The organism is Streptomyces flavusporus (genome assembly GCF_046267975.1).
Taxonomy (GTDB): Bacteria; Actinomycetota; Actinomycetes; order Streptomycetales; family Streptomycetaceae; genus Streptomyces; species Streptomyces flavusporus.
On record NZ_CP176503.1, the window covers coordinates 4,384,311 to 4,398,555 of the forward strand.

The window sequence follows — 14,245 nt, forward strand, 5'->3', positions numbered from 1 at the left end:
GGCTGCCCCGGTGGTCCTCCCAGGCTGCGCCGTCCGCGCCACCGGTGTCGCGCCGATTGACGGCCGCCGTCAATCGAGGACGGCGTTGTCAGTGGCGGCGTGCACCATGGCGACATGAGCGTGAGCATCGACATCGCGGGGCTGCGACCGGAGAGGGTCGCCGTGCTGCCCTCGCCCCTCGCCGAGCTCGGCATGGCGCTGCACGCGCTGTCCGAGCCGGGGCACCATCCCGGCCTGCAGGGCTGGGTGACCGGCGTGACCGCCCGGCTCGACTCGCATCTGGCCGACCGGATGTGCGAGGCGGACTTTCTTTGGCGGACGACGTTCTCGGACCTCTTCATGCCGTTCGCCGGCCTCCCGGGCACCAGCGCGGTCCCGGGTGCCACTCTCGCCGAGGACCTCGATCTGCTGGACAAGCTCACGGACGAGCAGTTCGTGGACGCGGCGCTGGAATTCACCTGCGCGCTGCCGTACGACGTCCAGGGCGGGAAAGCGCTGACCGACCCGGCGCTGCGCGGCCGGGCTCTGGGGCTGGCTGCCGCACGCGGTCCGCAGCAGATGCGGTTCACCGAGCGGCTGCTGGCCGACCCGCCGCGGATCCGCGCCTGGCTGCGGCAGTTCCTGGAGGACTGCGACGAGGCGTTCTTCGCGGACACCTGGTCCCGGCTGCGCCACCAACTCGCGGCGGACACCCGCCACAAGACCGACCTTCTGCGACACAAGGGGCTGGCCGAGGCGCTGACCTTGGTGTCCCCCGCGGTGGTGCTCGACGAGGCCGCCGGAAGGATCACGATCGACAAGCTGCGCCAGGGCCACAGCGTCATCAGGGACAGTAGCCTGCTGCTCGTGCCGACGAGCCTGGGCTGGCCGCATCTGATGGTGCTGCACCGGCACGGCTGGCAGCCGGTACTGCACTACCCGGTCGGCTCCCCCGGGCTCACCGCGCCGCCTTCGGTCGACCAGCTGACCATGAGGATGACCGCCCTGTCCCACCCGGTGCGGATGCAGCTCTGCCGCAACCTCGCCCGCAGCACGTACACCACGAGCGAACTCGTACAGATCCACGGCATGACCGCGCCCGAGATATCCCGGCACCTGAGCGTCCTCAAGAAGGCGGGCCTGATCACCACCCGCCGCCGCGGTCGGTACGTCCTGCACCAACTGGACGTCACCGCGGTGGCGCGGCTCGGCAGCGACTTCCTCGAAGCGCTCCTGAGGTGACCGTCAGTCGAACCGGATGTGCCTGATCCCGACCCGCGCCTGCCTCAGCCGCGTCCGCAGCGCGCCCTCGTTGTTGGGCCTGAGAGTCAGCCCGGCCAGCACGGCGATCCGGTCCGCCGTCTTCGGCACGGTCGAGTGGTCCGTCCACAGGTGCTCGGCAAACTCCGGCTCGCGCAGCCGCTCCAGACAGTGGTCGAGCTGCTGCACGGCCCAGCTCTCCCCGCGCAGGCCGGCGTTCTTTCCGGCGACGAACTGAAGGAGGTGTCCGAGACCGCGCTCGCGCAGCCGTTTCAGGACGGTCTCGCGTTCGGCGAGGAGCGTGAAGTGCCTTACATCATGGCCCAGTTCGCGGAGCCGTCCGACGGTCTCCTGGAAGTAGCCGGAGTCGGTGACCGTCATCGGCGCGATCACCACGCCGTCGTGCTTGGTGAGGGCGAGGTCGAGGACCTCGACGACGCCCTGCCGCCAGGACGCCAGGTCCTGGAAGTTTCCCCGCAGTCCGGGCGGCAGCATGCGGCGCAGGCCGAAGCCGGGGTGCTCGGGGTCGCAGATGACGCTGCCGGGCAGGCGGCGCTGTATCTCGTGTGCGGTCTGTGTCTTGCCGCCCCCGAAGGGGCCGTTGATCCACAGGAGCATGCGCAGACCCTACCGACGGGCGCGGGCTCCGGTCAGCCGTGTCCGCCGGCCCGTACGAGCCCCGTCTCGTACGCCAGGACCACCACCTGCACCCGGTCCCGCAGCCCGAGCTTGGTCAGGATGCGGCCCACGTGGGTCTTGACCGTCGCCTCCGACAGCACCAGCCGGCCCGCGATCTCCCCGTTGGACAGCCCCTGGGCGACCAGCACCATGACCTCGCGCTCACGCTCGGTGAGCCGCTCCAGCTCCTTGTGCCGGGGCTCCTTGCCGGTGCTGGGCAGCATCGGCGCGAACCGGTCGAGCAGCCGCCGGGTCGTCGACGGGGCCACGACGGCGTCGCCGCTGTGCACGGAGCGGATCGCGGCGAGGAGTTCGCCGGGCGGCACGTCCTTGAGCATGAACCCGGAAGCGCCCGCCTTCAGCGCGGAGAAGGCGTACTCGTCGAGATCGAACGTGGTCAGGATCAGCACCTTCGGCGGGTCGGTGTCCGCGCAGATGCGCCGGGTGGCTTCCACACCGTCGAGCTTCGGCATGCGTACGTCCATGAGCACCACGTCGACCTCGGTCGAGCGCAGCACCTGCAGAGCCTCGACACCGTCGCCCGCCTCCGCCACGACCTCCATGTCCGGCTGTGCGGCGAGCACCATCCGGAACCCGGTGCGCAGCAGCACCTGGTCGTCGACGAGCATCACGCGGATCGTCATCGGGGCCTCTTCCATGTCCGTTCAGAAGGTCGTTGCAGAGGGTTGTTACAGGTGTCAACAGGGGGCGTGCGTCGGCGGTCAATGCGCTGGTTTGAGCGGCAGCAGGGCACTGATGCGGAATCCTCCACCGGGGCGCGGGCCCGCGTCCAGGGTGCCGCCCACCATGCCGACCCGCTCGCGCATGCCGATCAGGCCGTGGCCCCGGCCGTCGGCGCCGCCCTCCTCGTACAGCTCGTGGGGAGCGCCCTTGCCGTCGTCCTCGACGAGCAGTCCGAGGCCGTCGTCGAAGTAGACCAGCCGCACGCTCGCGCCCGCGTTCGGCCCGCCGTGCTTGCGGGTGTTGGTGAGCGCCTCCTGCACGATGCGGTACGCGGTGAGCTCGACGCCGCTGGGCAGCGGGCGCGGAGTGCCCTCGATCCTGAAGTCGACCGGCAGGCCCGCGCCGCGGCACTGCTCGACCAGGTCCTCGATCTGCTCGACGTCGGGCTGCGGGACGTACTCGCCGCTCTCCTGGTGCTCGCCGGTGCGCAGCACGCCGAGCAGGCGGCGCATCTCGGCGAGGGCCTGGCGGCCGGTGGAGGAGATGGTCTCCAGGGCCTTCTTCGCCTGGTCCGGCGCGGCGTCGAGGACGTAGGCGGCGCCGTCGGCCTGCACCACCATCACCGACACGTTGTGCGCGACGACGTCGTGCAGCTCACGCGCGATACGGGCGCGTTCCGCGGCGACCGCGACCTTGGCCTGCGCCTCGCGCTCCTTCTCGAGGCGGGCGGCGCGCTCCTCCAGCTGCGCGAAGTAGGCGCGGCGGGTGCGGATGGAGTCGCCGAGCACCCAGGCGAGGGCGAACGGCACCGTCTGGAAGACCGCGACCGCGATGTTCCCCGCGGCGCTCGACTCGTACTCCGGCCAGCGGATCTGCGCCAGCGGCGCCGCGCACAGCCCACCGATCAGCGCGAACCGGGAGGCCCAGCGGGCCCCGACCGCGGCGACGGTGTACACGATCAGCAGCAGGGCGAAGTCGGCGGGCGTGATCGCCACGTCCAGCACCAGCTGCGCCACGCCCACGACGGCCGCCAGCACCAGCATCTTCTCCGGCATGCGGCGGCGCAGCGCGACCACCAGGCACAGCAGCAGCGTGACCGGGACGACGAGCCACGGCAGGTCGGTCCCGGTGTTCTCCTGCTGGACCGTACCCCCCACCACCGAGATCCCGAACAGAACGAGGGCCCAGAAGCCGTCGACCCGTGTCGGGTGCCTGCGGAGGAAGTCGTAGAGGCGCTGCACGTAACCCAGAGTAGGGAAGCATGATGCGTGCAGGAGTCAACCGGAGGGCCGATCCGCAAGGGATACGTGTACTCCGCAAGGTGGAGGCCCCGTTCCCTTGTGCGCCTAGCCTGGCGATGTGACCAAGGAAACGGCGGACGGCCGGTGGCGAGGGTGGCGGATGGCTGCGGAGGCGGCGCTGTACGGTCCGGGCGGCTTCTACCGCAGGCCCGAGGGGCCCGCCGGGCACTTCCGTACGTCCGTGCACGCGTCGCCGCTGTTCGCCGAGGCCGTGGCGGGGCTGCTGTGCCGAGTCGACGAGGCGCTGGGCCGCCCGTCCGGTCTCGACTTCGTCGACATGGCCGCCGGGCGGGGTGAGCTGGTCTCCGGTGTGCTCACCGCGCTGCCCGCCGATGTGGCCGCCCGCACGCGCGCGTACGCCGTCGAGATCGCCGGCCGCCCGGCGGGGCTCGATCACCGCATCGAGTGGCTGGCCGAGCCCCCGAAGAGCGTCACCGGGCTGCTGTTCGCCAACGAGTGGCTGGACAACGTGCCCGTGGAGGTCGCCGAGGTGGACTCCGCGGGCGTACCGAGGGTAGTGCTCGTACGGGAGGACGGGACCGAGCGGCTCGGGGAGCCGGTGTCCGGTGCGGAGGCCGAGTGGCTCGCTCGGTGGTGGCCGCTGCCCGCCGAGGAGGGGCTGCGGGCCGAGATCGGTCTGCCCAGGGACACGACGTGGGCGTCGGTCGTCTCCCGCGTCGAGCAGGGGCTCGCCGTCGCCGTCGACTACGCGCACACGGCCGGCGCACGGCCGCTCTTCGGGACGCTCACCGGCTTCCGCGAGGGGCGCGAGACGGCGCCCGTGCCGGACGGGTCGTGCGACATCACCGCGCACGTCGCGCTGGACGCGTGCACGCTCCCCGGCGGGCGCGTGCTGGCACAGCGTGATGCGTTGCGCACCCTGGGCATCGCAGGCGCACGCCCCCCGCTCGCGCTCGCCACCACCAATCCCTCGGCATACGTGCGCGCCCTCGCGAGCGCCGGGGAAGCCGCCGAGCTCACCGCAGCGAGCGGACTGGGCGACTTCGGCTGGCTGGTGCAGCCGGTTGGAATTCCGGACGTACTCGCCTGAGGCCCGTACCGGCTACTTGTCGATGTCCCCCACCACGAAGAACATCGACCCCAGAATCGCCACCATGTCCGCCACCAGCGTGCCCGGCAGCAGCACGGTGAGCACCTGGATGTTGTTGTACGAGGCCGAGCGCAGCTTGAGCCGGTACGGCGTCTTGTCGCCCTTGCTGACGAGGTAGTAGCCGTTGATGCCGAGGGGATTCTCGGTCCAGGCGTACGTGTGCCCCTCGGGTGCCTTCAGGACCTTGGGGAGCCGCTGGTTGATCGGCCCCGGCGCCAGCTCCGCGATCCTGTCGAGGCAGGCGTCGGCGAGGTCGAGGGCGTTGTGGGTCTGCTCCAGGAGGCACTCGAAGCGGGCGAGGCAGTCGCCCTCCTGCCGGGTGACCACCTTGAGGGTGTCCTGCAGCTCCCCGTAGGCGAGATACGGCTCGTCGCGGCGCAGGTCGAAGTCGACGCCCGACGCGCGCGCGATCGGCCCGCTGACCCCGTAGGCGTGCACGGCCTCCGGCGCCAGCGTGCCCACGCCCCGCGTGCGCCCCCGGAAGATCTCGTTGCCGAGCACCAGGTCGTTGAACCGGTCCATGCGGGAGCGCACGCCGGCGACCGCGGCACGCGCGCGTGCCGTCCAGCCGGCCGGCAGGTCCTCCTTGAGGCCGCCGACGCGGTTGAACATGTAGTGCATCCGCCCGCCGGAGACCTCCTCCATGACGTTCTGCAGGACCTCGCGCTCCCGGAACGCATAGAAGACCGGCGTGATGCCGCCGAGCTCCAGCGGGTACGAGCCGAGGAACATCAGGTGGTTCAGCACCCGGTTCAGCTCCGCGAGCAGGGTGCGCGTCCACACGGCACGCTCGGGGACCTCCATGCCGAGCATGCGCTCCACACCGAGGACCACGCCCAGCTCGTTGGAGAAGGCCGACAGCCAGTCGTGGCGGTTGGCGAGCATGATGATCTGGCGGTAGTCGCGCGCCTCGAAGAGCTTCTCCGCGCCACGGTGCATGTAGCCGATCACCGGCTCCGCGCGCGTGATGCGCTCGCCGTCCAGGAGAAGCCGCAACCGCAGCACGCCGTGCGTGGACGGGTGCTGGGGGCCGATGTTCAGCACCATGTCGGTGCTCTCCGCGGCGCCGCCGATTCCGACCATGGTCTCCGTCGTAGGAGTCATGGACCCAGTCTCTCCTACGTACGCTGGCCGTATGGAGACGGGGAGCCCAGCGGGCGGCACGACAGCGGAGGCGGAGCCGGTGTGGACCGGGCTGCCGCCCCGCCTGCTACGCATGCGACGGATGCTGCTGGTGGTGTGGCTGGGACTGCTCGCCCTCGCCGCCGGGTTGCTGCCGGGCCTGCTGGCCGGTCCCGCCTGGGCCGTGTTCGCGCTGCTGCCGCTGGCGCTGATGGCGTGGGGCTGGGACCTCGTCGGCCGCAACTGGCGCTCCTGGCGGTACGCCGAGCGCGCCGACGACCTGCTGATCAGCCGGGGCGTGCTGTGGCACACGGTGACCGTCGTGCCGTACGGGCGCATGCAGCTGGTCGAGGTCACGTCCGGGCCCGTCGAGCGGCACTTCGGGCTGGCCAGCGTGCAGCTGCACACGGCGGCCGCCGCGACGGACGCCACCGTTCCGGGCCTGGACCCGGCCGAGGCGGAGCGGCTGCGGGACCGGCTGACCGAGCTCGGCGAGGCCAGATCGGCGGGGCTGTGACGACACCGGGCACCGACGACGACGTACGCCGCGACAAGGTCGTGACCGAGCGGCGGCTGCACCCCGTCACGCCGCTGCGGCGGGCGTGGGCGCCGGTCGCCGTGCTCCTCGGGTGGGCCCTGCACGACCTGGACGGCACACAGCGCCAGTTGGCGCGGCTGACCACGACCACGCTGCTGATCGCCCTCGCCGTGCTCATACCGGCCGCCGCGCTGTACGGCTTTCTCACCTGGTGGTTCACGCACTTCGCGGTGACGGAGAGCGAACTGCGCATCCGTACGGGTCTGTTGTTCCGGCGCACCGCGCACATTCGCCTCGAAAGGATCCAGGCCGTCGACGTCACCCGGCCGCTCCTCGCTCGCGTGGCGGGTGTCGCGAAACTCAAACTCGACGTCATAGGGACCGACAAGAAGGACGAACTCGCCTTCCTCGGCGAGGGAGAGGCCCGCGCGCTGCGGGCCGAACTGCTCGCGCGCGCGGCCGGTTTCGCGCCCGAGACCGCGCACGAGGTCGGCGAGGCTCCGGCCCGGCAGCTGCTGAACGTGCCCCCGGGTGTCCTCGCCGTCTCCCTCGTGCTGACCGGCGCGACCTGGGGCACCCTGATCGCCGCGCTCGTCGTGCCGTCCGTCCTGTGGTTCTTCACCCACAACCTGTGGACGGTCCTCGCGACCGCGGTGCCGCTGATCGGTGCGGCGGGCGCAAGCAGCGTGGGCCGCTTCGTCACCGAGTACGACTGGACGGTGGCCGAGTCCCCGGACGGGCTGCGGATCGACCGCGGCCTCCTCGACCGCGCCCACGAGACGGTGCCGCCGGGTCGGGTGCAGACCGTGCGGATCGTGGAGCCGCTGCTGTGGCGGAGGTGCGGCTGGGTACGGGTGGAGCTGGACGTGGCCGGCTCGTCGAACTCCGTGCTGCTGCCGGTCGCCCCGCGCGAGGTGGCCGAGTCGGTCATCGCGCGCGTGCTGCCCGGGGTGACGGTTCCGCCCGTGTCGTCGCTGTCGCGGCCGCCGCGGCGCGCCGGGCGATGCGTGCCGCTGTGGTGGCGGGGCTACGGCTTCACCGTCACCGACGCGGTGTTCGCGGCCCGGCACGGACTCCTGCGGCGCAGCCTGGCGCTCGTACCGCATGCGAAGGTCCAGAGCGTACGGCTCACTCAAGGGCCCTGGATGCGGCTGTGGCGCCTTGCGGACGTGCACGTGGACACCGGAGCCAACAAGACCGTCACGGCGCGGCTGCGGGACGCTGGGGAAGCCGCGGAGCTGCTGCGGGCACAGGCGGAGCGGTCACGGACGGGGCGCAAGGGGGCCCGGCCGGACCGGTGGATGGCGTGAAGAACGCCGTGCCCGGCTTGGCGGCACCGGGCACGGCGTTCAGGCAACCCCCTGCTCGGGGCGGCTGTTTCAGGAGACGGCGCTGCGCAGTCCGCGCAGTTCCTGCACGTCGATCTGCTCGGTCTCGTCGTGCGCCGTCAGGTCGATCACCTGGCCGATGCCGCGCGACTCCTCGCTCGCCGGCTTGAACTCGGCCTCGGCCTCCGCCTTGTGCAGATCGAGCGCCTCCTGGCCGACCACATCGGCGAGGTCCTCGTTCTGCACGGCCTCCAGCGCCGCGGACGTGTTCGCCTTTGTGCCGAAGAAGTCGAACCCGCCCTCGGCCGTCGGACGGCGCACCGGAGCGGAGGCCGGTACGACGGCCACCGCGGTCGGCACGGTGAAGTGACCGGAGGGCTGCTGCACGGGCGCGGCAGGCCTGGCCGTGGCCGGGACGGATTCCGCGGGGGCCGCGGCAGCGTTGTCATCCGAGGGGGCCGTGTCGGCCGTGGAGGTGGCGGCCGCGCGCTCGTGCCCGTCGGCCGCCTCGGACTTCCCCCGCGCTTCGTCCTCCTGCGCGGCCTCCGCACCGGTGACCCGCTCGGCGTCGGCAGCCACCGACTGCTGGGGGGACGCCTCCTGGTCGGCGTGCTCCTTGGAAGACGCCTCCGTGTCGGCGTCGAACCGGATCAGCGCCGCCCGCGCCCGCAGGAACAGCCGGGAGCCCTCCGGGGAGAACAGCCCGGAAGGCGCCGCCTTCTGTTCGTCGGTCTCTTCGGTCGTGTCGGTCTCGTCGGCCGCGGTGACTTCGTCGGGGTCGGCCGGGGCTGCCACGGCCTCGGTCTCCTCCGTCGTCGGTACGGGCGGCAGCGCACGCGCGGGAGTCGCGGTCTCTATCTCCAGCAGGCGGCGGCCCTCCAGGGCGCTGGCACGCTCGGTCTCCGCGGTGGCGTACCGGCGCAGCAGTGCCGCGTGCTCGTTGCGCAGGCCCGCCAGTTCGGCGCGCTTCGCCCGCAGTCGCTGCTCGAGTTTGACGCGCAGTTCGCGCGACTCCTCCAGGTCGGTCTCCAGTTCGGCGACGCGCTCCTCGTGCCGCCACTCGTCGCTCGCACGCGCGCGCGTGAGGTCGGCGACCTGCTTGCCCGCCTGAGTGTCCCAGCGGCGCAGGACGACGGCACCGGCGACAGCCGTCACCGCGGCGGCCGCCGCCAGCCCACGGAGCACCGTCGGCTCCGTGAACACCCAGGGGCCGAGGGCGCAGACGAGGGAGACGCCTGCGATCGCCGACGGAGGCAGCAGCCTGTGCAAGGGCGGTGAATGGCGATGACGTCCACGTGGCATGGCCAGAAACTTACCGCGCGTAGGCGAATCATGGTGGCCCGGGCGGTAAAAACACAGCCACTCCGATGCATTCACAGCACATGCGCCGTCGGGCCTGCGGAAGTTCACCGGGATTCCCTCCCTTGGACTGTGAAAGGGCTTCGGCGAACGGGAGTGAACCTGACCCCGAATCCCACCGTCCTAGAGGGCGCAATGTCGCCGGATGCCCGAATCGGCACCGGTTTCACGGTCTCTCGCAGAACAACGAGCAGACCTACGACCAGAACTACGGGATGCGATGCCTGTCAAGGAAGAAGGGACAAGGGTGCGGCGACTGTTCCGGGTTCCGCGCCCGGAGGCCGTTCCCGTCCTCGTCGCCAGGGCGTGTGCCCTTGTGGGCCTCCTGGACATCGCCGCGAGCGTCTTTCCGCGCTTCCGGCACAGCCGTGTGCACGCCCTCGCCGAGGTGCTGCCCGGCGCTCTCGGCCCGTTCGCGGCGGCGCTCTCGCTCAGCACGGGCGTGCTGTTGCTGCTGCTCGCCCACGGTCTCAAGCGGGGCAAACGCCGGGCGTGGCGCGCGGCCGTCGCGCTGCTGCCGACCGGGGCGGCCGCGCAGTTCACGTACCGGCACTCCGTTGTCGGCGTGCTCGTCTCCCTCGCGCTGCTCGCGCCGTTGCTGCGCCACCGCGAGCAGTTCGCGGCCCTGCCCGACCCGCGCAGCCGGTGGCGGGCCCTTGCCAACTTAGTGCTCATGGGCGCCGGTTCACTCGCCCTCGGGCTGGTCGTCGTCAGCACGCATTCCCGCACGATGATCGGCGACCCGTCCCTGGCGGACCGCATCACCCATGTCCTGTACGGCCTGTTCGGCTTCGAGGGCCCGGTCCGGTACCAGAGCGACACGTCCTGGACCGTCGCCGTCTGTCTCGGAGCGCTCGGCCTGCTCACCGCCGTCACCACGATCTGTCTCGCCCTGCGCCCCGAACACCCGGCACACCCGGCCGCCCGGCTCACACCGGACGACGAGGCCCGGCTGCGCGCCCTGCTGGACCGGCACGGCGGCCGCGACTCCCTCGGCCGCTTCGCGCTGCGCCGGGGCGAGTCCGTCGTCTTCTCGCCCAGCGGAAAGGCGGCGGTGACCTACCGCGTGGTGTCCGGGGTGATGCTCGCCGACGGCGACCCCATCGGCGACGTCGAGGCCTGGCCGGGCGCCATCGAACGCTTCATGGACGAGGCCCGGGCGCACTCCTGGACCCCGGCCGTCATGGGCTGCTCCGAGACCGGCCGCGAGGTGTGGACCCGCGAGACCGGCCTGGACGCCCTCGAGCCGGGCGACGAGGCGGTGGTGGACGTCGCGGATTTCTCCCTCGCCGGCCGCGCGATGCGCAGCGTGCGCCGGCTGGCCAAGCGCGTCGAGCGTGCCGGTTACGAAACCCGGGGCCGACGCGTCCATGACCTCGGCGACCTCGGCGACCTCGGCGAGGCCTCGGGGTACCTGACGCGCATCCGCCTCTCCGCCCCGCGCCCCTGCGCGTACGCCGTCACGGAGCGGGACATGCGCGCGGCCTGACCGGGACAGGCCCGAGCGGAGCCCCACCCCCTCCAGCACCCAGGGGCTTCCGCTCGGGCCGCACGACGCCGGGACCGCCGGGCCGCACGCCCACGTGGAGAGACCCCGCCCACCGTGGGCCTACGCTGAACGTATGAGCAAGCAGAGCGGACGCGGGCGTATCGCGGGCCTTCCGGAATGGGACCGCTGCGCGGTCATGGGAGTCGTGAACGTGACCCCCGATTCCTTCTCCGACGGCGGCCGCTGGTTCGACACCACCGCGGCCGTGAAGCACGGCCTCGACCTCGTCACCGAGGGCGCCGACCTGGTGGACGTCGGCGGCGAGTCCACCCGCCCCGGCGCCACCCGCGTCGACGAGGCCGAGGAACTGCGGCGGGTCATCCCGGTCGTCCGCGGCCTGGCCTCCGAAGGTGTCGTCGTCTCCGTCGACACCATGCGCGCCTCCGTAGCCGAACAGGCCCTCGCCGCCGGCGCCGCCCTCGTCAACGACGTCAGCGGCGGCCTCGCCGACCCCGCGATGATCCGTGTCGTCGCGGAGACCGGCGCCCCCTTCGTCGTCATGCACTGGCGCGGCTTCCTGGAGGGCGGCAACGTCAAGGGCGTGTACGACGACGTCGTCACCGAAGTCGTCGACGAGCTGCACGCGCGCGTGGAGGCTGTCCTGGAGGGCGGTGTCGCACCCGACCGCATCGTCGTCGACCCCGGCCTCGGCTTCTCCAAGGAGGCCGAGCACGACCTCACTCTGCTCGCCCACCTGGACCGCCTGCGCGCCCTCGGCCACCCGCTGCTGGTCGCCGCCTCCCGCAAGCGGTTTCTCGGCCGTGTCCTCGCCGGTCCCGAGGGCGCCCCGCCGCCGGCCCGGGAGCGCGATGCCGCAACGGCCGCTGTCTCCGCGCTGGCGGCGCACGCCGGCGCCTGGGCGGTGCGGGTGCACGAGGTGCGGGCAACGGCCGACGCGGTACAGGTCGCGCGCGCCGTGGAAGGAGCCCGGTGAGCGCCCCCCACACCGACGTCGAACAGGTCGAACTCGCCAACACGGCCTTCTACGAGGCACTGGAGCGGGGCGACTTCGAAGAGGTGTCCTCGCTCTGGCTCACCCCGTCCGACCTGGGCGTCGACGAGACCTACCACGACCCCGCGGACACCGGCGTGGTCTCCTGTGTGCACCCCGGCTGGCCCGTGCTCACCGGCCGCGGCGAGGTCCTCAGGTCGTATGCGCTGATCATGACGAACACCGACTACATCCAGTTCTTCCTCACCGACGTCCACGTCTCCGTCACCGGCGACACCGCCCTGGTCACCTGCACCGAGAACATCCTCAGCGGCGGCCCCGCCCCCGAGGACGGCGACGGACCCGGCCCGCTCGTCGGCCAGCTGGTGGTCGCGACGAACGTGTTCCGCCGCACACCCGCCGGCTGGAAGCTCTGGTCGCACCACGCCTCCCCCGTTCTGGCCGAAACCGACGAGGCCGAGGACGACGACTCACCCGCCTGAGTGGGTAGGCGCCCCCTACAAGGGCCCGAAGGGACCAAGGAGTGGTTGGAATCACCTACTTCGGGGTATGCGCGGCTACCACCCCATGAGCTGCCGGGTTCCCCAGGGAAAACACTCGATGAAACCTCCAGGCCCCGCCCCGGGCCCACGCCTCCGTGGCCCGGAGCTGTCAGTGCCCGCAGGTAGATTCGGTTCAGGCCGGTGTGCCGCCCGCACCCGGTACGAACCGGCCGCAACCGACGATTGCAGGAGTGATTCGCGTGGATCGTGTCGCGCTGCGCGGCCTGAAGGCCCGCGGGCACCACGGTGTGTTCCCCAAGGAGCGCGAGGAGGGCCAGACCTTCATCGTGGACCTCGTCCTGGGCCTGGACACCCGGTCGGCCGCCGTCGACGACGACCTGGCGAAGACCGTGCATTACGGCATCGTGGCGGAGGAGGTCGTGGCCGTCGTCGAGGGGGAGCCCGTGAACCTCATCGAGACGCTCGCCGAGCGCATCGCCCAGACCTGTCTGAAGCACGAAGGGGTCCAGGAGATCGAGGTCTGCGTCCACAAGCCGGACGCGCCGATCACCGTCCCCTTCGACGACGTGACCGTCACCATCACCCGGAGCCGAGTATGACTGCCTCGTTCACCGAGGGTCACAGCGACCCGACCGTACAGCCGGTACCCGCCTCCGTCGTCGAGAAGGTCGACGCCGCCGACACGACCCTGCACAACCCCAAATGGGCCGTGATCTCCATCGGCTCCAACCTCGGCAACCGCCTGGAGACCCTCCAGGGCGCCATCGACGCCCTCGAGGACACACCGGGCGTGCGCGTCAAGGCGGTCTCCCCCGTCTACGAGACCGAGCCGTGGGGCGTCGAGCCGGGCAGCCAGCCCTCGTACTTCAACGCGGTCGTGGTCCTGAAGACCACCCTGCCTCCGTCCTCCCTCCTGGAGCGGGCACACGCGGTCGAGGAGGCCTTCCACCGGGTCCGGGACGAGCACTGGGGCCCGCGCACCCTCGACGTCGACATCGTCTCGTACGCGGAGATCGTCTCCGACGACCCGCACCTCACCCTCCCCCACCCGCGCGCCCACGAACGCGCCTTCGTCCTCGCCCCCTGGCACGACCTCGACCCCGATGCCCAGCTCCCCGGCCGCGGCGCCGTCGCCGACCTCCTCGGCACGGTCACCCGCGACGGCGTGACACCCCGTGCGGACCTGGAACTCCGGCTGCCCGAGTAGTCGTTAAGGTCAAGGCGACCACGTCGCGACGACACAGGGACGACCTGACCGGCCGGGTCACCACAGACCACGGTCCGGGGAGCTGAAGGGACACCGTGAGAGAGCTGCGCATCAGGGTGCTGATCGGCGTGTTCGTCGTCGCGGGGGTGCTGTCCTGGGCGGGCGCCCGCCTGTGGAACTCGATCGGGACGCTCCCCAGCGTCCCTCTGGCCGCCCCCGTCGTCCTGGCGGTGATCGCGGCGATCCTGCTCGCCACGGCGCTCTCACTGCGCGCCCGTCTGAAGGCCCAGCGCGAACGCCGCCCCGGCGCCAAGGGCGTCGACCCCCTGATGGCGGCCCGCGCGGTCGTCTTCGGCCAGGCCAGCGCCCTGGTCGCCGCCCTCGTCGCCGGGATGTACGGCGGCACCGGTGCCTTCCTGCTGGAGTCCCTCGACATCCCCGCCCGCCGCGACCAGGCCTTCTACGCCAGCTTCTCGGTGCTGGCTGGCATCGGTGTCATAGCGGCCGCCATCTTCCTGGAGCGCGTCTGCAAGCTCCCGGAGGACGACGACCACGACAACACGGGAGCGGCACCGGCGGCCTGAGCGCCCCGCTGGAAGCGCGGTGCTGAAGCTGCGGGCCGGTGGGGGCTGGTGGCGCCCACGGCGGAGCCGCACATCGATACAGCCCCGCGC

The 14,245-nt window shown here is 71.9% G+C and carries 14 protein-coding genes and 1 pseudogene; 10 read left to right on the forward strand and 5 right to left on the reverse strand.

The features are described from left to right. Positions 1-114: 114 nt before the first annotated feature. Positions 115-1,221, forward strand: a complete 1,107-nt coding sequence (locus tag ACKTSN_RS20810) for a DUF5937 family protein (RefSeq protein ID WP_409470491.1) — start codon at positions 115-117, stop codon at positions 1,219-1,221. A 3-nt stretch (positions 1,222-1,224) separates the two neighbouring features. Here the strand turns inward: ACKTSN_RS20810 and ACKTSN_RS20815 are convergent, their stop codons facing one another. The 3 genes from ACKTSN_RS20815 to ACKTSN_RS20825 form a co-directional block, all read right to left on the reverse strand. Next, complete coding sequence (locus ACKTSN_RS20815; RefSeq protein ID WP_409470492.1) at positions 1,225-1,857, reverse strand: AAA family ATPase; 633 nt, start codon at positions 1,855-1,857, stop codon at positions 1,225-1,227. Between the two features lie 32 nt (positions 1,858-1,889). After that, complete coding sequence (locus ACKTSN_RS20820) at positions 1,890-2,561, reverse strand: response regulator (protein ID WP_385513217.1); 672 nt, start codon at positions 2,559-2,561, stop codon at positions 1,890-1,892. Between the two features lie 78 nt (positions 2,562-2,639). Continuing rightward, positions 2,640-3,842 carry a DUF7134 domain-containing protein gene (locus tag ACKTSN_RS20825; protein ID WP_409470493.1) on the reverse strand — a complete coding sequence of 401 codons (1,203 nt, stop codon included), beginning with the start codon at positions 3,840-3,842 and terminating at the stop codon, positions 2,640-2,642. A gap of 160 nt (positions 3,843-4,002) precedes the next feature. Between ACKTSN_RS20825 and ACKTSN_RS20830 the strand changes: the two genes are divergently transcribed. Further along, complete coding sequence (locus tag ACKTSN_RS20830; RefSeq protein WP_409474881.1) at positions 4,003-4,953, forward strand: SAM-dependent methyltransferase; 951 nt, start codon at positions 4,003-4,005, stop codon at positions 4,951-4,953. Between the two features lie 12 nt (positions 4,954-4,965). Here ACKTSN_RS20830 and ACKTSN_RS20835 read toward each other — a convergent pair whose 3' ends face one another. Next, the gene (locus ACKTSN_RS20835) at positions 4,966-6,117 is read right to left on the reverse strand and encodes an NADH-quinone oxidoreductase subunit D (RefSeq protein ID WP_409470494.1); all 1,152 of its coding nucleotides are present in this window, start codon (positions 6,115-6,117) and stop codon (positions 4,966-4,968) included. Between the two features lie 31 nt (positions 6,118-6,148). Here ACKTSN_RS20835 and ACKTSN_RS20840 point away from each other — a divergent pair, with 31 nt between their 5' ends. Together ACKTSN_RS20840 and ACKTSN_RS20845 are read left to right on the forward strand one after the other, a co-directional pair. Further along, entirely contained in the window at positions 6,149-6,652 is a 504-nt protein-coding gene (locus ACKTSN_RS20840) for a PH domain-containing protein (protein ID WP_409470495.1), read from the forward strand. Further along, positions 6,649-7,983, forward strand: coding sequence for a PH domain-containing protein (locus tag ACKTSN_RS20845; RefSeq protein WP_409470496.1), 1,335 nt, complete (start codon positions 6,649-6,651; stop codon positions 7,981-7,983). The genes ACKTSN_RS20840 and ACKTSN_RS20845 overlap by 4 nt, the downstream gene beginning before the upstream one ends. Before the next feature lie 69 nt (positions 7,984-8,052). Here the strand turns inward: ACKTSN_RS20845 and ACKTSN_RS20850 are convergent, their stop codons facing one another. After that, positions 8,053-9,303, reverse strand: coding sequence for a hypothetical protein (locus tag ACKTSN_RS20850; RefSeq protein WP_409470497.1), 1,251 nt, complete (start codon positions 9,301-9,303; stop codon positions 8,053-8,055). 277 nt (positions 9,304-9,580) lie between these two features. On the opposite strand from ACKTSN_RS20850, the pseudogene ACKTSN_RS20855 reads away from it, so the two are divergent. From ACKTSN_RS20855 to ACKTSN_RS20880, 6 genes and pseudogenes are all read left to right on the forward strand, one after another. Then, positions 9,581-10,744 (forward strand): annotated as a pseudogene (locus ACKTSN_RS20855) (phosphatidylglycerol lysyltransferase domain-containing protein); the annotation flags it as partial. Positions 10,745-10,982: 238 nt separating this feature from the next. Continuing rightward, positions 10,983-11,843, forward strand: a complete 861-nt coding sequence (gene folP / locus ACKTSN_RS20860) for a dihydropteroate synthase (RefSeq protein WP_409470498.1) — start codon at positions 10,983-10,985, stop codon at positions 11,841-11,843. Then, on the forward strand, positions 11,840-12,343 hold the full coding sequence (locus ACKTSN_RS20865; protein WP_409470499.1) for a nuclear transport factor 2 family protein: 504 nt from the start codon (positions 11,840-11,842) through the stop codon (positions 12,341-12,343). Before folP ends, ACKTSN_RS20865 begins: the two co-directional genes overlap by 4 nt. A gap of 260 nt (positions 12,344-12,603) precedes the next feature. Beyond that, a complete protein-coding gene (folB, locus tag ACKTSN_RS20870; RefSeq protein ID WP_409470500.1) occupies positions 12,604-12,963 on the forward strand; it encodes a dihydroneopterin aldolase in 360 nt (119 codons plus the stop codon). Next, complete coding sequence (gene folK / locus ACKTSN_RS20875) at positions 12,960-13,571, forward strand: 2-amino-4-hydroxy-6-hydroxymethyldihydropteridine diphosphokinase (RefSeq protein ID WP_409470501.1); 612 nt, start codon at positions 12,960-12,962, stop codon at positions 13,569-13,571. The genes folB and folK overlap by 4 nt, the downstream gene beginning before the upstream one ends. A gap of 95 nt (positions 13,572-13,666) precedes the next feature. Then, entirely contained in the window at positions 13,667-14,155 is a 489-nt protein-coding gene (locus ACKTSN_RS20880; RefSeq protein WP_409470502.1) for a DUF3180 domain-containing protein, read from the forward strand. Positions 14,156-14,245: the final 90 nt, after the last annotated feature.